Origin of the sequence: Streptomyces sp. NBC_00286, assembly GCF_036173125.1 — a bacterium.
Classification (GTDB): Bacteria; Actinomycetota; Actinomycetes; order Streptomycetales; family Streptomycetaceae; genus Streptomyces.
Genome location: NZ_CP108054.1, coordinates 5,518,007 through 5,538,200, shown reverse-complemented (window position 1 = coordinate 5,538,200; position 20,194 = coordinate 5,518,007). Strand labels below are relative to the sequence as shown.

Below are 20,194 nucleotides of genomic sequence, written 5' to 3'. Positions count from 1 at the left end.
ACCTCTTCCGCAGCGTACGTCGCATCAGTGACCATCGAGACACGAACGGTAATCACCGCTCGTCACGAGGACGCCAACCGGCAAGAAGGAGCCCCGACATGCGCACACGTACCGCGGATGTCTGCGAGTCACTGCTGACGTGTTTGCTACGCGTACTGCTGCCCGCCCGAGGCCGCCACCGAGCCGCCCCGCCCCAACTGACCTACCGCGAACGGCGTTTGCAACGCCGTCGCCGCCGCGAGCTCTGGCTGGCCGTGCAGGGCATCGACGTCGGCCCCCGCTGCATCCACGGAGTGGAGCTCCGCGTATGACGCCCCTCCGCCTGCTGCCCTGGACCACCCCCGAGGGCAAGCCCTGCTACCTCAGCACCGACAACGACGAGAGCATGCTCTCCCTGCTCGCCGACGACGTAGAAGAGGCCCAACTCCACTCCGGAGAACAGGTACTCGCAGGAGCCAGAGCAGTACTGGCAGACACCAAATCCGGCGAACGAGCCGTCCGCTTCGCCCTCACAAGGGCAACGGAATCCCTGAGCGACGTACTGCGCATCGCGGCCAGCCGAGGCGCGCGCATCCAGACGACCGATTGCCGAGGCGAGTAAACCGTGACAGTCGCATCCATCAGCGATCAACACCCGCAACGCTCTACCGTGGAGCTCCGGTCACCACACCCGCCCCACGCCGGAGAAGAGAAACCGATCATGGTTCACGAGGTGGATCCGAACTCCTGCGAGAGAACGCCGGAGGCGATTCGCGCAGCTCTGCAGCGGCGCCCCGACTGGTTGCAGGCCTTCGAGCAGGACTGGCTGAGCGCGGCGGCGGACTTCGATCACTCGGCGCTCGACGGCGTGATCGACAAGTGGTTCCCCTTCGCCTGTGCCTGCGCGACGCCCGGCTACCTCGACGAGGTGGAGCAGACCGTCAAGGCCATGGCCGAGGGCGACACCGAGGGCCTGGTCTTCCGCGACGCGGACGGCAACGCGTACGACGCCGACAACCAGCCCATCGATGCGGGCAGGTGTGGGTGAGCGCGTACGCCATCAGGTACGTGGATCGTGCGGCACAGCGCAAGGCGGCTTTGGCTTCGCCCCAGCGGGCATCGCTGGAGGAGCTCGAGAAGCGGCTCAGCCTGAACCCGTTCGGTCCGCCCGCGATCAGCAACCGGGACAACAGTTGGTCGGCCGCTTTCCAAGGCGGATTCATCACCTACGTCGTATCGAACCGCCACGTCGTGATCAACGTCGTCGATCTCGTGGCCCTCTGACGCCGCGATCCGACCGCCGCCCGGGCTCTCCCCCCCCTCGGGCCGCCCAGTCGGCCGTATGTCCGGGGCGGGATGAGATCACCCCGCCCCGGACATACGTTCCCCCGTTCCGTCCCCCGTTCTCCCCCGGCAAAGGAACGGACCACGCACACGCTAGGGATCGTCTGCGATCCGTGCCATGTCACGTGTGCACGGTTACCGGGGGTCGCACCCACCCGGTGCACGGGCGGCGGCCCGCGCGCACAACCGGAGGGGCGAAGTCCTCAGCCGTGCACAGGGCGGGACGGCAGGAGCGGGCGGCCGGTCGTGGCGTGGAGGGCGAAGGCGAGGGGGCGTACTCCGCTCAGTACGTGGTCGTCGTCGTCCGGGAGGGTGTCGCCGTCCAGGTCCAGGGTCAGTTCGCGTTGGATGAGGGGGGCGGCGGTGCGGAGGTGGGCGCGTACCGTCACCGGGGAGATGCCGAGAGCCGTGGCCGTCGACTCCACGTGGGTGTCGTTCTCCAGCCACGCGCGCAGTGTGCGCGGGAGGTCACGCGGGTCGTCCTTCAGCGGGCGCAGGAACGACTCGGCCCAGGCCCGCACCTCCGGTACCGACACCATCGCCGCGAAGTCGGCCTCCGGGTCGGCCGAGAGGTCGTCGTGGCCGTGCGCCATGACGATCTTGAGGGCTGTGGACACCGCGATCTGGTTCAGAACGCGGTCGCGGTCGAGGCCGAGCAGGTCGAAGCAGGTGTTCATGCGGTGCGTCACGGTGTTGCGGTGAACGCCCAGCAGGCGGCCGGCCGCCTTGTGCCGTACCTCCAGGCCCAGGTCCAGGGTGCGCAGCAGCTGGTCGCGGCGGCTCATGGGCAGGGTCAGCAGGGGGTGCAGCAGGGTTCCGGCCCAGCGGCGCGCCGTCTTCGGGGGCAGTACGTCCACGAGATGCATCCGGTCCTCGCCGAGCGCGACCCGGTCGGGCAGCCGGCTCGCCTGCGCGAGGGCGTTACGGGCCTCCTCGTAGGCGTCCGCGACCTCGCCGAGCTGGCACACCCGGCTGCCGCCCATACGGTGACTGGACAGCGAGGTGACGATCCGGCGCAGCTCTTCGGCCGTCTCCGATGGCGAGGTCAGCGGGAGGCCGGAAGGGTCGTACGTGTTCCCGGGGGCGCCGTCGCGCGCCGGATCCAGGATGATCAGGTGGTTGAAGGCGGGGCAGCGCACCATCAACGCGTGGTCGGCGACCGCACGTTCGGCGAGCCGGGCGGTGATCTCGCGGTCCTCGTCCGCGCAGTCGATCACGTAGACCCGTAGGGATTCCATGTCCAGCAGCCCCGGCGCGAGCGGAGCCATCACCCGCTGGGCGGCGGCCTCCTCGCCGATCATGAGGAGCTGGAAGGCGCTGAGCCTCAACTGCCGCTCGGAGTCGGCCACTTGGTGGTGCCGTCGGCCGGCCTGGTCGATCAGGCCCAGCACCTTGGCCGCATGCCGCGTCAGATCCGTACCGGCATCGTCGAACGGGCGACTCGCGGTCACCGCAAGGACCGCGCCCGAACCCGCCCCGGCGAGCGGCACGAACCGCGTGTTCGGCGTCACGGCACCGGGCGGCTCCACACTCCGGCCCACCAGCAGCGGCGCGAACGTCCCCGGCGCCGTCGCCGGCGACGCGGCCAGCACACCCCGCTGCGGATCGCTGACCAGCACCTCGCCTTCCAGCGCCGCCGCCAGCCAGTCGGCGACGCGCTGCATCACCGCCGCGTCCGCGTCGTCGAGGCGGTCGGGCAGCCGGTTCAGGAGGGCGGCGAGCTGCTCGGCCTGCCACTCCGCGTGCCGGCGCCGGTACTCACGCACCCGCGGCGCCAGCTCGCTCCACTGCTGAAGCGACTTCGTCGTGGTCAGCAACGGCAGGCTCAGCCGGGCCGCCGAGACGCGGATCGCGGCAGGAACGGCCGCGGCCCCGTGCCGGTCGACGGCCACGACCAGGGCCGCGGCCCGCTGCCGCGCCAGCTCGCGCAGTAACCGCTCGGCCGCTTCCCTGGCCTTGCTCTTGCCGTTGCCCGACTGCCGGTCGGCGAGCCCGTCCGCGAACGGGCGGATCACCACGAGCTCGTCGCCGACATCCGCGAGCGGATCACGTTCCCAAGAGGTCCCCGGCAGCACCCGTACGGCATCGACGACCCGGTCGGCGGCCGGCGGACTGCCGTCGACGATACGCAGCGAGAAGTCAGGCTCCGCGCACATGTCGCCCAACGTGAGCATGACGTCCTCCCTCCGGGATGCCCGGTGAGCTGGCAGTTTCGAGCGTCCGCCTGGACTTCGCAAAGCGTCATTGTCGCCCAGTCGACTCCAGGAAGCCACAGGGCACCGGGCCGCCGCAGCAGTCGTACGCGGCCGTAGCCGCGGTCATACGGACTCACCGTCCGCCCACATTCTCTGAGACGTCTCTGATGAAACCGTGATGGTGCTGTGAAGTACTTCCGCTTCACTGGCACTTGACCGGCGGCCCCCGCACCTCTTCTCGGCTCCTCAGCCTCTCCGACGCCGCCGGGCTCTGCTTTTCCCCCACGTAAGGCAAGACCGGCGTCATCCGGTGCCGGTGAGCAAGCAGGAGCGTACATACGTGAAATCCGCACTCAAGTCCGTGCTGAAGAGGGGCGCCCTGGTCACGATGACCACCGCCCTGGCCGTCACCGGCCTCGCGGCCACGGCCGGAACCGCCAACGCGGCCCCAGGCGGCCCGGGCGGCTCCACCAACATCCGGGGTGTGGACCCCGGCGACACGGACCTCATGATCGAGCGGCTCTGCAGCCAGGAGGCCGACGACGACGGCCGGGTCCACGGCTCCCTCAACGTCGAGACCGGGCAGTTCCGGACTTACGACGAGGTGTACGCCGAGGCCGAGCGCCTCGGCCACTCGCCCACCGGTCCCTGGGAGTACTTCAGCGGATACTGCACCTACCCACAGTCCTCCACCTGGTCCATCAAGGGCGAGACGGTCCGCACCTCCCGCTGGATCGGCAACCAGGGCACGACGGACGACAAGGAAACCATCGTCCGGAACTACACCACGAAGACGTCCGCCAAGAAGAGCGTGGGCGCCAAGATCAGCCTTTCCTTCGCCAAGGGCCTCTTCGGCGGTGGCGTGGAAAGCAGCTTCAGCTACGAGTGGGGCTGGGAGAAGAGCTCGTCCTTCGAGCTCCGCAGCGAGAAGTCCATCCCGGCGTGCGCCCAGATCGCCACGACGTGGACGCCGTACCAGCGCGTGGTGCGCGTGAACCCCGTCTTCAACGTCACCAACTACAGCTGGCACAAGGGCGGCGACCCGAACGACGCGGACAGCTGGGAGAACACCACCACCTGGCGCGGCCGTGACGCCTCCTGGCAGAAGATCTACTCGCACGGCTACTACATCGACGGCATCTCCGACAAGCTCCTCCCCGACGGCTCCCCCGACGGCCGCGAGGACAAGATCCAGGAGAACCTCGACCCGGCGACCTGCGCCAAGTGACGTAGCCTGCACCGCCCTCCACGGCAGCGTGCCTCCGCCCAACCTGAACTCGGGCGGAGGCACGCTCAGTTGATACCGGGGGCCGGGGGCGGGCCGGGGGCTAACCCCCGATCGACAGCCCCTCTCCCGTGACCCGCACCCGGATCCCGTCCTTCTGTACCCGTACATCCTGCAGTCGTACGTCCCCGTCCGCCGGCTTCGGGAGGCGGAAGCCGAGGGAGAGGCGGTCGACCAGGACCGGGCGGGTGAGCTGGGTGAGGCCGTCGAGGAGGGCCGGGTCGAAGCCGAGGCGCTTCAGCAACGCGGGGTTGTCCGCGGCGATGTCGATGAGGTTGAGGTTCATCGCCTCGCGGGCGAAGTCCGCGGAACCGGTGAGTTCGGCGAGCTTGGTGTCGTCGCGGAGCGCTTCCTGGACCGCCGACTGCGGTACGCCGAGGCGTTCGACGATCGCGGGGATGGCGAGCAGGGCCTTGGCCTTCTTGGTCTCCTTGGCCAGGCGCTCGGCCGACGTGGACGTCAGGTGCAGGCCCTCGGAGGGGCGGGAGCCCGGCCGGTAGGTCGCCAAGTCGCCGATGTCCAGGCGCATTCCGTCGATCTCGGTCGAGATCCCACGGTCGCCGTCCCGCTGGATCCGCGCGTCGGCGCGCAACCGCAGATTCTGCCCGGCGACGGGCAACGTGCCGCGCGCCCGCACCTCGTCCGTGCCATGACCGGTGAACGTGACCTGGGATGCGCCGAGTTCGCGGTTCAGGTCCGCGAAGGAGAGCAGCACCTCGCCCTGCAACTGGGGGATGGTGGCGCCCCGTACGGAAGTGAGGCCGCCCTCGATCCGGATGCCCGTGGCCGTGGCCGACACCTTCGCGAGCGAAACCCGGTCCGCCGCCACGTCCGGCACGGTCACCTTCACCGAGTCGACCCGGCTGTCGGCGAGCTGCGTAAGGAAGGGGAAGCCGCCGATCTCCACCTCGGGCGCGGCGCTCAGGTCCAGCTGGTCCTTGAGCTTGTCGGCCGCCTTGTGCTCGGCGTAGAGGAGGGCCCAGCGATCGGCGAGGGTCAGGAACGCCGCGAGGACGACGAGCCCGACCACCGCCTTCAATGCAAGCGGCAGGCCCGCGAAACGGTTCTTCCGGCGGCGAGTACGGGCGCCCCGGCGGTGGTTGGGCGGGGCCCAGTCCTCGCCGGTCTCATCGGAGGCCTCACGATCTTCGTAGTCGTCGTGCTCCTCGTGCAGAAACTCCTCCAGCGGCCCGTCGTCCAGGGCGCCGAGCTCGTCGTACGGGTTCGTATAGGGAGGCGTCGCTGCGGGATGCGTCTCTATGGGGTGGGGGGTACGCATCGGCTCATCTCACCATGCGTACCGACCCCACCCGCAAGTTCTACTGCTAGTAAGGGAGATTCCTCACGGGACCCCTCAGGACATTCCTGAGGAGATCCCTGACGAGGGTCCTGACGACGTCACTGCACGACCGTGATCCGGTTCGCCGCGGGAGGCGAAATCGGGTTCGTGGCCGATGAGTTGGCGGTGAGGTACTTCTCCAGGGCCGTCAGGTCGTCGGAGCCGACGAGCTCGTTCGTGCCCTGGCCCAGTGTGGTGAAGCCGTCGCCGCCGCCCGCGAGGAAACTGTTGGTGGCGACACGGTAGGTGGCGGCCGGATCGATGGCGGCACCGTTCAGCTTGACCGAGTCGGCGACGACACGGTCCGCGCCGGTCTTCGTCAGGTCCAGGGTGTACGTCAGACCGTCGGAGACCTGAAGGACCTTGGGTGCGGCCGCGTTGGCGCCGGTCACCTGCTCCTGGAGCACCTTGATGAGCTGGGCGCCGGTGAAGTCCTGCAGGTTCACCGTGTTGGCGAACGGCTGCACCGCGAAGCCCTCGGCAAACGTGACGACTCCATCGCCCTCGGCGCCCTTCGCCGCGAACGTCAGCCCCGTACGGATACCGCCCGGGTTCATCAGCGCGAGATCGGTCTCAGGGTCCAGCTCCTTGCCGTGCGCGAGCTGCGCGTCCGCGATCAGGTCGCCGAGCGGGGACTCGGTGCCGGTGGCGGGGATGTCGGCCGAGATATGGCCGATGGCGCGGTTGCCGATCGGCGCCGCGAGCGTGTTCCACTTCTTGATCAGCTCGGTCATGTCCGCGGCCTTCGGAACATCCCGGGTGACCACGTGGTTCGCGGAGTCGACGGCCGTACGCGCGATGTCGCCGGTCCAGCGGTCGTACGTCAGCGTCGTGTCGGTGTAGAGCCGGCCGAAGGACGCGGCCGAGGTGACCGTACGCGGCTTGCCCGAGGGGTCGTTGATCGTGCAGGCGTACGCGGTGTGCGTGTGGCCGGTGACCAGGGCGTCGACCTTCGGCGTGATGTTCTTCGCGATGTCCACGATCGGGCCGGAGATGCCGTCGCCGGCGCCCGGCGAGTCGCAGTCGTAGTTGTACGCCGTGGACGCCGGGAAGCCGCCCTCATGGATCAGCGCGACGACCGACTTGACGCCCTGCTTCTCCAGCAGCTTGGCGTACTTGTTGATCGTCTCGACCTCGTCCTTGAACTTCAGGCCCTTGACGCCCTCCGCGGAGACGATGCCCGGGGTGTCCTCCAGGGTCACTCCGATGAAGCCGACCTTGACGCCGTTCTGCTTCCACACCCAGTAAGGCTTGAGGATCGGCTTCTTGGTCTTCTCGTCGAGGACGTTGGCGGCGAGGTACGGGAAGTCGGCGCCCTTGAACTTCTTGCCCTCGACGTAGCAGCCGTCGGTGGGGTGGCAGCCGCCCTTCTGCAGACGGCCCAGTTCCTTGGCGCCCTCGTCGAACTCGTGGTTGCCGACGCTGGTCACGTCCAGGTCGAGCTTGTTCAGCGCCTCGATGGTGGGCTCGTCGTGGAAGAGCCCGGAGATCAGCGGGGAGGCGCCGACCATGTCGCCGCCGGCCGCGGTGACGGAGTACTTGTTGCCCTTGCGCGCCTGGCGCAGATGCGTCGCGAGGTACTCGACACCACCGGCGTCGATGGTCTCGGTGTGACCGTCCTCGTGCACCTCGGTGACGCGGCCGGAAGAACCGGACGGCGGCTCCAGATTCCCGTGCAGGTCGTTGAACGACAGCAACTGCACGTCCTGGTACCGGCTCGGCTTGTTATAGCCGCCGGGCTTCTTGCTCGTGGCTTCGCTCTTGGTCTCGCCCGCCGCCGCCGGCAACGCGGCGATCAGCGCACCAACGGTGGCGATTCCGGCGGCGGCCGCGACGAGCCTCCGGGTCCGGCGTCTCCGGTGGTGCGGCTGAGGTTTGGCTGACATGTGCCCCCCTGTGGGTCGGCTGAGTTCTGGGCCCCGTCCGGCGGCAGCCTAGAGTCAACGCGCGTAGCGCGAACAGGGGTTCAGGGTTACGGACTGGTTGCCGTTGGGGGCAAGTCGGCGCGAAGGGGGCAAGTCGCCGTGCCCCCGTTCCTCCGGGTGCGGTACCGCGCCCCGTTTGAGGGCCGCGGGCCCGAAAGGGGCGCGGGCCCGAAAGGGGCGCGGGCCCGAAAGGGGCGCGGGCCCGAAAGGGGCGCGGGCCCGAAAGGGGCGCGGGCCCGAAAGGGGCGCGGGCCCGAAAGGGGCGCGGGCCCGAAAGGGGCGCGGGGAACTGCGCGACCAGCCACGACGAACCCGCAGGTACGAACCAACATATCCAGTAGGGCCGCGAGCCCTTTACTCTCATACTCATGACCAGCGACGACACGGCCCCCGCCGTCCCCACTCGCACCCTCGACACCCTCTCCGAACTGACCCCCGCCCAGACCGAGGCAGTCCTCGCCCTCCTCGAGGAGTCCGCCCGGACCGACGGTCAGCAAGCGGTGTCCGAGCAGGGCCGGCTGCAGCTGACCGGAGGCCCCCAATCAGAAGGGGCATCGCGAAGCGATTCCGCCAAGGGTGGTGGTGGGCGACGGGAGGGAGTCCGGCACCTGCTGCTCACCGTGCAGGGCCAGCTCGTCGGCTACGCCCAGCTCGAGGACACCGACCCGGTCGAGGCCCCGGCCGCCGAGCTGGTCGTGCACCCGTCGCACCGCGGCCGCGGTCACGGCCGAGCCCTCGGCAGCGCCCTGCTCGCCGAGTCCGGCAAACGGCTACGCGTCTGGGCCCACGGCGGCCACTCCGCCGCCCGCCACCTCGCCCAAGTCCTCGGCCTCACCCTCTTCCGCGAACTGCGCCAGCTACGGCGCCCGTTGACCGACTTCGACCTGCCCGAGCCGACGCTTCCCGCGGGCGTGACGGTACGCACCTTCGTCCCCGGCGAGGACGACGCGGCCTGGCTCGCCGTGAACGCCGAAGCCTTCGCCCACCACCCCGAACAGGGCTCCCTCACCCAACGCGACCTCGACGACCGCAAGGCGCAGCCCTGGTTCGACCCCTCCGGCTTCTTCCTGGCCTTCCGCGGCGACGAGCTGATCGGCTTCCACTGGACGAAGGTCCACGCGGAGGAGGGCCTCGGCGAGGTCTACGTCCTCGGCGTACGCCCCGGCGCCCAGGGCGGCGGCCTCGGCAAGGCCCTCACCACGATCGGCCTCCGCCACCTGGCGGCCCAGGCCCTGCCCACGGCGATGCTGTACGTCGACGCGGACAACACAGCGGCGGTGACGGTCTACGAACGCCTGGGCTTCGTGACGTACGAGACGGACCTGATGTACCGGACGGAGTCGTAGAACCGCCTGTACTGGACGGGTCGTAGCACCGCCTGTACTGGACGGGTCGTAGCGCCGCCTGTACTGGACGGGTTGTAGCGCCGCGCACAGCGCGCGAGGCTCTAGCAGCCGCGACGGCCGCCTGATCGCCCGATGCGGTTGCCGTCACTTGCCGCCAACTGCCGTCATCTGTACGCAGCCGTCTCGCAGTCCCCCTTCTCGTTCACCCCGTCGTCCCCCTTCGGCACAGGCACATCCAACAGCTCAGCCGCCCGCGTCACCGAAGTCTCCGGAGATGTCAACTCCGTCCAGTGGGCCTTCACCTTCGCCGCGACGCTGTAGCGCGGCCGCTGGAGCAACTCCTTCACCACCTCCGTCTGTTGAGCCGCCATGGACAAGGGATTCGTGGGGGTACCGACAACAGCGCCGCCCATGTCGCTGCCGTCGAGCCGCAGAGCGCGGAGTTTCGCTATCGGGTCGTCCATCGTGCCGAGGGCCAGCCACATCACCGGAATGACGCGGGCGTCGCACAACAGTGAGCCGGCTTCCTCGTTGCCCGCGACCAGCACGGAGGCGACCCCGACGGCGAACTCGGATGTGTAGTTGCCGCCCCACAAGGTGCGGACGGTGACCTGGCCCGGCGTACGGGAGGGGTCGATCGCCGCGCTGCCGGTGATGCCGTAGAGGAGGTTGACGCGCTGGCGAACCGTCAGCTTCGCACCCGCGGCGGAACCGCCGGCGAGGGACTGCACGCGCCGGACGACCGAGGCCCAGTCCCCGGTCTGCCCCTCCCACTCGAGGAACGCGCAGTACGTCGACCGGCCGTGCGGGACGCACGTCTGGAACTCCTCCGGCGCCACCGAGGCCCGCTTCCGCTCCGCGAGCAGCGCGGGCGACTCGCCCCGCGACTGGCCCGCCACCCCCACCAGGGTCAACGCCGCCGCCCCCGCAGCGACAGCCTTGACCACACGCGTCCGCCCGCCACTGACCAGCACCGCCGCGCACGCCGCAAGCACGATCAGCCCCACCAGATACAGCGCGTGCCACTCGGCGGGACGGCCCAGCAGATCGGAGGGCACGGGTATGGACTGGTTGTTGTCGACGACCGGCATCAGCCATTGCACCCAGTGCGCGTCGTCCGTGGCCGAGGTCAGCGACTCGGCCGCGACGAAGGCGCCCACCACAAGCAGCGGCACGGCGAACGCCGACGGCACCACCCGCGCGAGCAGCACTCCGACGACACCGAAGAACAGAACGGACAGCGGCCCCACGACCAGCTCGAAGAACGAACCCGAGCCGACCGCTCCAGGCCGCACCGCCGCCCAGGTGTACTGGACAGCAACCACCAGCGCGGTCGCCAGGGCGAACGGCACCACCGACAGCGCATGCGCCACCGTGCGTCGCCACGGCTCCATGACCAGGGTTTCGATGTGCCGGTCCGTGCCCTGCTGACGGGACCGCAGCACGGCCCGGTGGACACATATCACCAGCGCTATCCACAGGAGCACCGACGACCACTGCGTGGAGCGGTCCACGTCCTGGAGCACCGGGTACGGCCCCGCCTCGTCATCGCCCTGCCACAATTCCCAGCCGGCCGCGACCACATAGGCCAGGAACAGGATGAACACCGGGATCTGCAGGAACAGTTCACGCGCCTCGAAGCGAGCGAGCGCGATCACGGCTCTCCAGCGCCTGCCGGAGTCCGTGGTCACCGCCGACCCGGCGGACCGTACCTCCGAAACGTCCGTACTCACGCCGCCACCCCCGAGTCCTCAGAAGCCTCAAGGGCCAGCAAGTACCCATCCTCCAGCGTGGGTTCGAGCAGCGACGCCCCCTCCGGCGGATCCCCGAGGTGCCGGAAAGCCCCCGTCCCCGTACGCCAGGCGGCCTTCGCCCGTGGATCCCGCTCCGTACCGCTCCACACCCGGCCCTCCGCCCGCGCGGTCAGCTCGGCCGGGGTGCCATCGAAGCGGACCCGGCCGCCGGCCAGGACGATCACGCGGTGGCAGAGCATCGCGACGTCCTCGGTCTGGTGGGTGGAGAGCAGGACCGTACGCCCCTCGCCCGCCGTGGCGATCAACTCCCGGAAGCGCATGCGCTGTTCGGGATCGAGCCCGACCGTCGGCTCGTCCAGTACGAGGAAACCGGGGTCGCCCACGAGCGCGGCGGCCAACGCGACCCGCTGCCGCATTCCGCCCGACAGCCGGCGGATCCGCAGGCCGCGGTGGTCCCCGAGATCGACCGCCTCGAGAACGCGCCGCACTTCCCGGTGCCGGGCCGCGCGGTCGGTCATCTCCTTGAGGATCGCCACATAGTCGACGGAGGCGAAGGCCGTGAAGTCCGTATGGAAGCCGGGCGTCTGTGGCAGGTAACCCAGCCTGCGCCGCACCTCCTGGCGCCCCGCCGCGGTGGCCGGATCGTGCCCGAGCACGGTGAACGCGCCCCGGTCGGGGGGCACGGCCGTGGCCAGCACCCGCAGCAGCGTCGTCTTGCCCGCGCCGTTCGGCCCGAGCAGCCCGGTCACGCCGGTCGTGAGCCGCAAGGACACGTCATCGAGGGCAGCCGTTCTGCCATAGCGCAGGGTCAGCCCGGAGGCGGACACCGTGGGTGTCGTACGGAGGTCGGTCATACGGAACTCCTACGGAAAGCGGGAGGGAGGGAAGAGGCGAAGGTAAGAGCGAACGCTGTTGCCCTCAGCCGTCGTCCCCTCCGCTGGACGAAGACCCCCGGCCACGGGACGACGGCCCGAATATGAGCACGACCTCGAGCACGAAACGCAGCACCCAGACGACAACCGACGCGATCATCACCACCGTGGCCTTGAGCAGCTTCCACGTCTTGCGTGAGGCGGTGGAGAAGGTGAGGTTCATACGGCACTCCCGGTGCTCCCGTTGGAGAAGTCGAAACGATCACGTACGTAGTAGAGAAGCCAGCTGGCGAGACCCGCGACCAGTGCCGCCGCCCCCTGCCCCTGAGCCGTGAACGGCGCGAGTGTGCTGCCCGAGGACGCCATCAGGTGGGCCACCACCAGCAACACCACCCAGCCCCCACCCACCAGGGCAGGCGCGGTGCCGGGGCCGAGTCTCGGGGTCAGCGCGAGAGCGAGGGCCGTGAGCGCCAGTGCCGGCAGGAGCCAGGCCGCCGCGAGCAGGCCGTACGAAGGCATGGCCAGGCTCGCCAGGCCGTTGACCCCGAGCCCGACCGGCAGCACGGCCAGCGTTCTGATCATCAGCAGCCGGAAGCCGTGCATCGGCGAGACCACCGCCATCTCGTACGTCGGGTCCAGCACGGGCCCGTACGACAGCGCGACCCCGGCGAGCGGCAGCAGCGGTGCGAGGGCGAGGAACAGCGTGGGCGAATCCGCGGACCGTACGGAATGGGTGGCCACTATCGTCATGACCAGCACGGCGATGAGCGCGCTCAGCCAGGACAGCCGCAGCACGGGCGTGGCCGCGAGCAGCCGCGCGGTGTCGTCCCCGACGCCGAACCGCACAAGCAGCGACTCGACGAACCCGGGCCTCGGCGCGTCCAGCTCGGCGTCCAGCCGCTCCCAGCCCTCGTCCAAGGCCACCGGGTCGCCCACCTCGTTCAGCACGGACCGGCACTCGGCGCAGGCGGCGAGGTGCGCGTCGGCGGACCAGAGCATGGGCGGCGCCAGTTCGCCCCGTACATAGGCGCGGAGATCGTCCTCCGCTACATGCCAGCTCATGCCAACTCCTCCCGCAGCTGCTTGCGGGCCCGCAGCGCCCGCGTCTTGACCGTGCCGGGCGGGATGCCCAGCAGGACGGCCGCTTCCCGGGTGGTCAGCCCGTCGATGACCGTGGCCTGGAGGACGGCCCTCAGCTCCGGCGACAGCCGGACGAGGGCGCCCGCGAGGTCCCCGTGCTCAACCCCCGCGAGCACGCGCTCCTCCGCGGACGCCTCGTCCCGGTGCCGCAGCCGGGCGAGCGCCTGCCGCAGCCGGCCTCGCGCCCCGTCGTTCCGCAACGCGTCGATCAGCCGGCGCGAGCCGATCCGCCACAGCCAGCCGGCCACATCGCCGTCCTCCCGATAGCGGGCGGTGCCCCGCCACACGGCGAGAAACGTCTCCTGCACGACGTCGTCGACGACCCCGGCATCGGCGCAGCGCCCGCGCAGCCGTGCGGTGAGCCACTGCGCATACCTCCGATACAGCTCTTCGAAGGCGCGCCGGTCCCCGTCGGCCGCGACTGCCCGCAGCAGCTCCCCGTCGCTTCGTTCTTCGCTCACATCTCCTCATCGGACGAGCCCCGCCGATCGGTTCACGGATCGGTTCACATGATCCGGAAGAATCCTCGGGATCCTGAAAGACCTTGACACCCAACCCCATGTGCACCACCCTTTCACTACTCAATTAGTGAAAGGGTGGTTGTCCGAGTGGTCGCGTACCGCATCGACCGGCGCACAGGCGTCGCCACCTACGTCCAGATCGTCCAGCAGACCAAGCAGGCCCTCCGCCTGGGCCTGCTCGAACCCGGCGACAAGCTCCCCACAGCCCGCGAGGTCGTGGAGGCCACCGCCATCAATCCGAACACCGTCCTGAAGGCCTACCGCGAACTGGAGCGCGAGGGCCTGGTCGAGGCGCGGCGCGGCCTCGGCACGTTCGTACGGCGCTCCCTGGGCGCCGCCCGGGCGGACTCAACGCTGACGGCCGAGCTGTCCGACTGGGCATCCCGCGCCCGCGCGGAGGGCCTGGACCGGGACGACGTGGCCGCGCTCTTCACGGCCGTACTCGACGAACAGTTCGCCGCGGAACTCAACGAAGAACACGAAGACCACAAGCACGAAGACCACAAGGAAGACCTCAAGGGGGACCAGGAATGACCGACACCGCCATCGAGGCGGCCGCGCTGGGCAAACGGTTCGGGCGGCGGGGAAAGTGGGCGCTGCGCGACTGCACGCTCCGGCTCCCGGCCGGACGCGTCTGCGCGGTCGTCGGCCCCAACGGCGCGGGCAAGACGACGCTGCTCGCCGTCGCCGCAGGCCTGCTCGGGCCGACCGAGGGTTCGCTCACCGTGCTCGGCACGCACCCCACCGAGGCCCGCGCGCGCATCGCGTACGTCGCCCAGGACAAGCCCCTGCACCTCCAGCTCACCGTCGCCGACACCCTGCGCCTCGGCCAGGAACTCAACCCCGGCCGGTGGGACACGACCGTGGCCGAACGAGTAGTGGCACAAGGGGACTTGGACCCCAAGGCGCGCGTCCGTTCCCTCTCCGGCGGCCAGCGCACCCGGGTCGCGCTCGCCCTCGCGCTCGGCAAGCGCCCCGAACTCCTCCTCCTGGACGAGCCGATGGCCGACCTCGACCCGCTGGCCCGCCACGAACTGATGGGCACCCTGCTCGCCGAGGCCGCCGAGAGCGGCACCACGGTGGTGATGACCTCCCACGTCGTCGCCGAACTCGAGGGCTCCTGCGACTTCCTGCTGCTCCTCGGCGCCGGCCGGGTGCGCCTCGCGGGCCCGCTGGAGGACCTGCTCGCCGCGCACACCCTGCTCACCGGCCCGGCCGACGCCGTCGACACCCTCGCGCCGCACACCGTCGTCGAGTCCCGCACCACGGGCCGCCATCTCTCCGCCCTCGTCCGCGCGGCCGGACCTCTGGACGGCGCCTGGCAGACCGCCGAGCCGTCCCTCGAGGAGCTGGTCCTCGCCCATCTCCGCAGCCCGGACGCCCCGGCGCTGACCCTCGACCCCGCCGCCCGGGAGGCCGCCGTATGACCGCCCTCGCCGCCGTCCCGACGGCCGCCCGCCTCCGCAGTCGGTTCGCACCACGCGGCCTGACCTGGTCGGTGCTGCGCCTGCACCGCACGGCGCTGTACGTCGGGGGCGCCGCCCTCGTGGCCTTCGCGGCCGCCATGGTCTGGATGTACGTCATCGGGGACACCGCCCGTGCGAGCACCGGCCCCTGCACCCCTTCCGCGTACTGCCTCAACCTCACCGCGTCGACCTTCGACGACACGACGTACCGCCGCATCGTGTCGCTGACGGCCACGGCCTTGTCGTACGTGATGTTCCCCGTCGCCGCCTGGGCGGGCGGCGCGCTCATCGGCCGGGAGCTGGAGAGCGGCACCGCGCGACTGGCCTGGACCCAGTCGGTCACCCCGCTGCGCTGGCTCGCCGCCAAGCTCGCCGTCCCGGCCCTGCTGCTGACCGCCGGCACCACCACGGCCGTCCTGCTGAACGTCTGGGCCCGCCAGGACGGCGGCCCCGACCTGGCCCTGGACTGGTACTTCGGCCACACCTTCGTCACCACCGGCCCGACCGCCGTCACGTATGCCCTCGCGGGCCTCGCCCTCGGGGCCCTCGCCGGGCTGGTCACGAAAAGGGCCCTGCCCGCCGCCGGCCTCGGCTTCGCCGCCGCCCTGGCCTTCTTCAACCTCATGGACCGGTACCGGTGGGACCTGTGGCCCACCTCGTCCGTGACGGCCTCCGACCCGGACGGGTACCAGCTGCCGCAATCGGCCCTCCACATGAGCAGCGGGTACGTGCTCACCTCCGGCGAACGGAGCGAGAGCCATCCCTGCCGCGCCCTGCCGGGCCCGGGCTGCGTGAAGGAAGGGGACATCACCGGGCACTACACCGTCTTCCATCCCCAGTCCCACCACTGGCCGCTCCAGCTCATGGACGCCGGCATCGCGCTGGCCCTCGCGGTCCTTGCCACCGCCGGCGCCTTCTGGCTGCTGCGGCGTAGTACGCCCTCACGGGGGTAGGGCGTATCCGTCTCCCGGGGGTGCGGACCCCCGGGAGACGCCCCTCCATGTCCCGTACGTCATGTTGCCGTAACCATCGATTCAGACGAACTTGCGACGCTCAGTGAATGAGCCCCTCCGTCCCCGAGCCTTCGCCTCCCCCGGAGAACGAGCCCCCACCGGTACAGGAGAGCAGGAGCCTGCAGTTCGTCGCCGCGCTCCCGCCCGCTTCTTCTGACGCGCCCGTTTCGGTTCCGACGCGGAACAATGGGTTCATGACCCAGCCCGACCTCCAGGTCCAGCACGCCCAGCCCTCCGTCGGCTCCATCGCCGCGCACCGACCGCACACCGTGTCGGCCGTGGTCTCCGACCTCGAGCCCGACATCGACGCCGACCTCGACGCGTACGAGGAGACCGACGGCGTCGGCCCCCAGCTCCCGCCGAACCGCTTCCTGGACCGGGAGCGCAGCTGGCTCGCGTTCAACGAGCGCGTCCTGGAGCTCGCCGAGGATCCGGACACGCCCCTCCTGGAGCGGGCGAACTTCCTCGCGATCTTCGCCAGCAACCTGGACGAGTTCTTCATGGTCCGCGTGGCCGGCCTGAAGCGGCGTATCGCGACCGGCGTCGCGACCCGTTCGGCTTCCGGTCTGCAGCCGCGTGAAGTGCTGGAGATGATCTGGGCCCGCTCCCGTGAGCTGATGGCCCGGCACGCCGCCTGCTACCAGGAGGACGTGGCCCCTCAGCTCGCGGAGGAGGGCATACACCTGGTCCGCTGGAACGAGCTGACGGAGAAGGAACAGGCCCGTCTCTTCACGCTGTTCCGCAACCAGATCTTCCCGGTCCTCACGCCTCTCGCGGTCGACCCGGCGCACCCCTTCCCGTACATCTCGGGCCTGTCCCTGAACCTCGCGGTCGACCTGAGGAACCCGATCTCCGGCCACCGCCACTTCGCGCGCGTCAAGGTCCCCCCGCTGCTGTCCCGCTTCCTGGAGGCCTCGCCCGGCCGTTACGTCCCCCTGGAGGACGTGATTTCCGCACCGGCCCACCTGGAGGAGCTGTTTCCGGGAATGGAGGTCCTGGAGACCCACATGTTCCGGGTCACCCGGAACGAGGACCTGGAGGTCGAGGAGGACGACGCCGAGAACCTCCTCCAGGCCCTGGAGAAGGAGCTCATGCGGCGCCGCTTCGGGCCGCCGGTGCGCCTGGAGGTCGAGGAGTCCATCGACCCGTACGTCCTCAATCTCCTCCGGCGTGAACTGAAGGTCTCCGAGGCCGAGGTGTATCCGCTGCCCGGCCCCCTGGACCTCACGGGCCTCTTCGGTATCAGCCGTCTCGACCGGCCCGAGCTGAAGTACCCGAAGTTCGTCGCGGGCACCCACCGCGATCTCGCCGAGGTCGAGTCGGCGTCGGCGCCGGACATCTTCGCCGCCCTGCGGGAGCACGACGTCCTGCTGCACCACCCGTACGACTCCTTCTCCACCTCCGTGCAGGCCTTCCTGGAGCAGGCCGCGACGGACCCGGACGTACTCGCGATCAAGCAGACGCTGTACCGCACCTCCGGCGACTCGCCGATCGTGGACGCCCTCATCGACGCCGCCGAGTCCGGCAAGCAGGTCCTCGTCCTGGTCGAGATCAAGGCACGCTTCGACGAGCAGGCCAACATCAAGTGGGCCCGCAAGCTTGAGGAGGCGGGCTGCCATGTCGTGTACGGGCTGGTCGGCCTGAAGACGCACTGCAAGCTGTCGCTGGTGGTCCGCCAGGAGGGCGAGTCGCTGGCCCGCTACTCCCATGTGGGCACGGGCAACTACCACCCGAAGACGGCCCGCCTGTACGAGGACATCGGCCTGCTGACCGCCGACGCCCAGGTAGGCGCGGACCTCTCCGACCTCTTCAACCGGCTCTCCGGCTACTCCCGCCGCGAGACCTACCGCCGCCTCCTCGTCGCCCCCAAGTCCCTGCGCGACGGCCTGATCGCGCGGATCAACAAGGAGGCGCAGCACCATCGCGCCGGACGTCCCGCGTATGTCCGTATCAAGGTCAACTCGATGGTGGACGAGGCGATCATCGACGCCCTCTACCGCGCGTCGCAGGCGGGCGTCCCCGTGGACGTGTGGGTGCGCGGCATCTGCGCGGTACGGCCTGGAGTGCCTGACATGTCCGAGAACATACGGGTACGTTCCGTCCTCGGCCGTTTCCTCGAGCACTCCCGCATCTTCGCCTTCGGCAACGGCGGCGAACCGGAGGTGTGGTTCGGCAGCGCCGACATGATGCACCGCAACCTCGACCGCCGGATCGAGGCCCTGGTCCGGGTCAAGGACCCGGCCCACCGGGCCTCGCTCAACCGGCTCCTCGAGACCGGCATGTCCGACAAGACCTCCTCCTGGCACCTCGGCCCCGACGGCGAGTGGACTCGCCACGCGACCGACGGCGACGGCCAGCTGCTGCGCAACGTCCAGGAGATGCTCATTGACGCCCGGAGGCGCCGGCGTGGCAAAGCAACACCTTGACCCTGCGGCAGGACCCGTGGCCGGGGACTCCCTGGAGGCCTACCTCCAGGCCCAGGCCACGGAGTTCCTCCGCGCGCTGCGGCAGCACCGCGAAACGGGCGGCAGCACGGCGTCAGGCGGCAACGGCACGGAGGAGACCGTCGACGCGGCCCGCGCCCTGCGCCGCTCGGCCCGCCGCATCAGCGGCACCCTGCACACCTTCCGCCCGCTCCTGGACACGGACTGGTCGGAGGCCATGCGCCCCGAACTTGCCTGGCTGTCGGGCACACTGGCGCGCGAGCACGCGTACGCGTCCCGCCTCGACCGCCTGCTCGGCGCCCTGAACCGGCTGTCGGGCTGCTCCCCGATACCAGCACAAGCGTCGTCAGAACCGCGTCAGGAGAAGAGCAACCTCACCGTGGGCGCGGCCAAAGCGGGCGCCCTACTGGAACGCCAGCTGACCCTGGCCCGTACGCGCGCCCACTCCGCGGCCCTCCAGGCACTCGGCTCCAGCCGCTTCCACGCCGTCGCGGACAACGTCGCCGTGCTGGCCAGCGAGGTCCCGCTGAGCCCGGCCGCGACCAGCGCCGGCCTCAAGCCGCTCGCGGCAGCCGCGGAGGACCGCCTCACCGACGCCATCGCCGGACTGCCCCTGGTCAGCGCGGGCCACCCGTACAACGCGGAAGCCCTCGTCCACGGCCTCTCCGCGGACCCGGCCCCGCAGCCACAGGACGCCCCCTGGCACCAGGTCCGCCTCCTGCTGCGCCTGCACCGCTACGCTCGCGAGGTCCTGTACGGCACGGAAGCCCCCGTAGACGTACGCCTGTTGGACGCAGGCCAAGCCCTCGACCGGCACCGGGACGCGGCGGAGGCGGCCACGGCGGCGGCATCGGCGGCCCGTACCCCGCGGATCGCCCCGGCGACGGCGTACGCGCTCGGGGTGCTGCACGCGGACCAGCGACACGAGGTGGAAGCGGCCAGGTTCGCGTTTCGGCAAGCCTGGTTAAGGGAGACGGTCGGTACTTCGTGACCCAGGGAGGGACTGTGCAGACGACCGACGGCAACCCCGTTCTCGCGGCGGGCTGCGTCCTGTGGCGCCGCTCGCCCGTCGACAGCGAACTGGAGATCTGCCTGGTCCACAGGCCCAAGTACGACGACTGGTCACACCCCAAGGGCAAACTGAAGCACGACGAAGACCCCCTGGCAGGGGCGGTACGGGAGGTAGAGGAGGAGACAGGCTTCGCCTGCGTCCCCGGCCCCCGCCTCCCCACAGTCCGCTACCTGGCAAACGGCCGCCCCAAGGAGGTCACCTACTGGGCAGCCGAAGCAACAGAGGGCCACTTCACCCCCAACAACGAGGTAGACCGCCTCCGCTGGCTACCCCCAACGGAAGCCAGGGACCGCCTGACCCAACCACGCGACCAGCTACTGGTGGACGAACTACTGGCAGTACTACGCCACGCAAGGGGCGCCCCGTAAGAGGCGCCCGTAAGGGACGCGGGGAACTGAGCGAGCAACCCCAGCGCACCCGCAGCGAAGATACGACCCGTCGAGGGCGCCCCGTAAGGGGCGCGGGGAACTGCGCGACCAACCACAACGCACCCGCAGCG

20 protein-coding genes are annotated in these 20,194 nt (G+C 70.2%); 12 read left to right on the top strand and 8 right to left on the bottom strand.

The features are described from left to right. The first annotated feature begins 98 nt into the window (after positions 1-98). The 4 genes from OHT21_RS25480 (at position 99) to OHT21_RS25465 (ending at position 1,263) form a co-directional block, all read left to right on the top strand. Complete coding sequence (locus OHT21_RS25480; protein ID WP_328770655.1) at positions 99-311, top strand: hypothetical protein; 213 nt, start codon at positions 99-101, stop codon at positions 309-311. Further along, positions 308-601 (top strand): hypothetical protein, encoded by a 294-nt coding sequence (locus OHT21_RS25475; RefSeq protein ID WP_328770654.1) that lies wholly within the window; start codon positions 308-310, stop codon positions 599-601. The genes OHT21_RS25480 and OHT21_RS25475 overlap by 4 nt, the downstream gene beginning before the upstream one ends. A gap of 99 nt (positions 602-700) precedes the next feature. Then, positions 701-1,027 carry a DUF6247 family protein gene (locus tag OHT21_RS25470; RefSeq protein ID WP_328770653.1) on the top strand — a complete coding sequence of 109 codons (327 nt, stop codon included), beginning with the start codon at positions 701-703 and terminating at the stop codon, positions 1,025-1,027. Then, entirely contained in the window at positions 1,024-1,263 is a 240-nt protein-coding gene (locus tag OHT21_RS25465; protein ID WP_328770652.1) for a hypothetical protein, read from the top strand. Before OHT21_RS25470 ends, OHT21_RS25465 begins: the two co-directional genes overlap by 4 nt. A 263-nt stretch (positions 1,264-1,526) precedes the next feature. Here OHT21_RS25465 and OHT21_RS25460 read toward each other — a convergent pair whose 3' ends face one another. Next, a complete protein-coding gene (locus tag OHT21_RS25460; protein WP_328770651.1) occupies positions 1,527-3,497 on the bottom strand; it encodes a helix-turn-helix domain-containing protein in 1,971 nt (656 codons plus the stop codon). 361 nt (positions 3,498-3,858) lie between these two features. Here OHT21_RS25460 and OHT21_RS25455 point away from each other — a divergent pair, with 361 nt between their 5' ends. Further along, positions 3,859-4,746 carry a hypothetical protein gene (locus tag OHT21_RS25455; protein ID WP_328770650.1) on the top strand — a complete coding sequence of 296 codons (888 nt, stop codon included), beginning with the start codon at positions 3,859-3,861 and terminating at the stop codon, positions 4,744-4,746. A 100-nt stretch (positions 4,747-4,846) separates the two neighbouring features. Here the strand turns inward: OHT21_RS25455 and OHT21_RS25450 are convergent, their stop codons facing one another. Both OHT21_RS25450 and OHT21_RS25445 read right to left on the bottom strand, forming a co-directional pair. Continuing rightward, on the bottom strand, positions 4,847-6,082 hold the full coding sequence (locus OHT21_RS25450) for an LmeA family phospholipid-binding protein (RefSeq protein WP_328770649.1): 1,236 nt from the start codon (positions 6,080-6,082) through the stop codon (positions 4,847-4,849). A gap of 119 nt (positions 6,083-6,201) precedes the next feature. Next, positions 6,202-8,028, bottom strand: coding sequence for a bifunctional metallophosphatase/5'-nucleotidase (locus OHT21_RS25445; protein ID WP_328770648.1), 1,827 nt, complete (start codon positions 8,026-8,028; stop codon positions 6,202-6,204). A 407-nt stretch (positions 8,029-8,435) separates the two neighbouring features. Between OHT21_RS25445 and mshD the strand changes: the two genes are divergently transcribed. Next, positions 8,436-9,413: a mycothiol synthase gene (gene mshD / locus OHT21_RS25440; RefSeq protein ID WP_328770647.1), complete on the top strand. Its 978-nt coding sequence runs from the start codon at positions 8,436-8,438 to the stop codon at positions 9,411-9,413. Between the two features lie 164 nt (positions 9,414-9,577). On the opposite strand, the gene OHT21_RS25435 is transcribed toward mshD, so the two are convergent. The 5 genes from OHT21_RS25435 to OHT21_RS25415 all read right to left on the bottom strand — a co-directional run bounded on the left by OHT21_RS25435 (position 9,578) and on the right by OHT21_RS25415 (position 13,640). Continuing rightward, positions 9,578-11,146: an ABC transporter permease gene (locus tag OHT21_RS25435; RefSeq protein ID WP_328770646.1), complete on the bottom strand. Its 1,569-nt coding sequence runs from the start codon at positions 11,144-11,146 to the stop codon at positions 9,578-9,580. Next, complete coding sequence (locus OHT21_RS25430; RefSeq protein ID WP_328770645.1) at positions 11,143-12,021, bottom strand: ABC transporter ATP-binding protein; 879 nt, start codon at positions 12,019-12,021, stop codon at positions 11,143-11,145. The genes OHT21_RS25435 and OHT21_RS25430 overlap by 4 nt, the downstream gene beginning before the upstream one ends. 64 nt (positions 12,022-12,085) lie before the next feature. After that, positions 12,086-12,262: a hypothetical protein gene (locus OHT21_RS25425; protein ID WP_328770644.1), complete on the bottom strand. Its 177-nt coding sequence runs from the start codon at positions 12,260-12,262 to the stop codon at positions 12,086-12,088. Continuing rightward, complete coding sequence (locus OHT21_RS25420; protein WP_328770643.1) at positions 12,259-13,101, bottom strand: zf-HC2 domain-containing protein; 843 nt, start codon at positions 13,099-13,101, stop codon at positions 12,259-12,261. The genes OHT21_RS25425 and OHT21_RS25420 overlap by 4 nt, the downstream gene beginning before the upstream one ends. Then, a complete protein-coding gene (locus tag OHT21_RS25415) occupies positions 13,098-13,640 on the bottom strand; it encodes an RNA polymerase sigma factor (RefSeq protein ID WP_328770642.1) in 543 nt (180 codons plus the stop codon). Before OHT21_RS25415 ends, OHT21_RS25420 begins: the two co-directional genes overlap by 4 nt. A gap of 147 nt (positions 13,641-13,787) precedes the next feature. Here OHT21_RS25415 and OHT21_RS25410 point away from each other — a divergent pair, with 147 nt between their 5' ends. The 6 genes from OHT21_RS25410 to OHT21_RS25385 all read left to right on the top strand — a co-directional run bounded on the left by OHT21_RS25410 (position 13,788) and on the right by OHT21_RS25385 (position 20,063). Beyond that, a complete protein-coding gene (locus tag OHT21_RS25410) occupies positions 13,788-14,234 on the top strand; it encodes a GntR family transcriptional regulator (protein ID WP_328770641.1) in 447 nt (148 codons plus the stop codon). Next, on the top strand, positions 14,231-15,127 hold the full coding sequence (locus tag OHT21_RS25405; RefSeq protein ID WP_328770640.1) for an ABC transporter ATP-binding protein: 897 nt from the start codon (positions 14,231-14,233) through the stop codon (positions 15,125-15,127). The genes OHT21_RS25410 and OHT21_RS25405 overlap by 4 nt, the downstream gene beginning before the upstream one ends. Beyond that, the gene (locus tag OHT21_RS25400) at positions 15,124-16,119 is read left to right on the top strand and encodes a hypothetical protein (protein ID WP_328770639.1); all 996 of its coding nucleotides are present in this window, start codon (positions 15,124-15,126) and stop codon (positions 16,117-16,119) included. Before OHT21_RS25405 ends, OHT21_RS25400 begins: the two co-directional genes overlap by 4 nt. 107 nt (positions 16,120-16,226) lie before the next feature. After that, the gene (locus tag OHT21_RS25395) at positions 16,227-18,605 is read left to right on the top strand and encodes an RNA degradosome polyphosphate kinase (protein WP_443050425.1); all 2,379 of its coding nucleotides are present in this window, start codon (positions 16,227-16,229) and stop codon (positions 18,603-18,605) included. Beyond that, positions 18,586-19,614, top strand: a complete 1,029-nt coding sequence (locus tag OHT21_RS25390) for a CHAD domain-containing protein (protein WP_328770637.1) — start codon at positions 18,586-18,588, stop codon at positions 19,612-19,614. Before OHT21_RS25395 ends, OHT21_RS25390 begins: the two co-directional genes overlap by 20 nt. 14 nt (positions 19,615-19,628) lie before the next feature. Next, positions 19,629-20,063: an NUDIX hydrolase gene (locus OHT21_RS25385; RefSeq protein WP_328770636.1), complete on the top strand. Its 435-nt coding sequence runs from the start codon at positions 19,629-19,631 to the stop codon at positions 20,061-20,063. Positions 20,064-20,194: the final 131 nt, after the last annotated feature.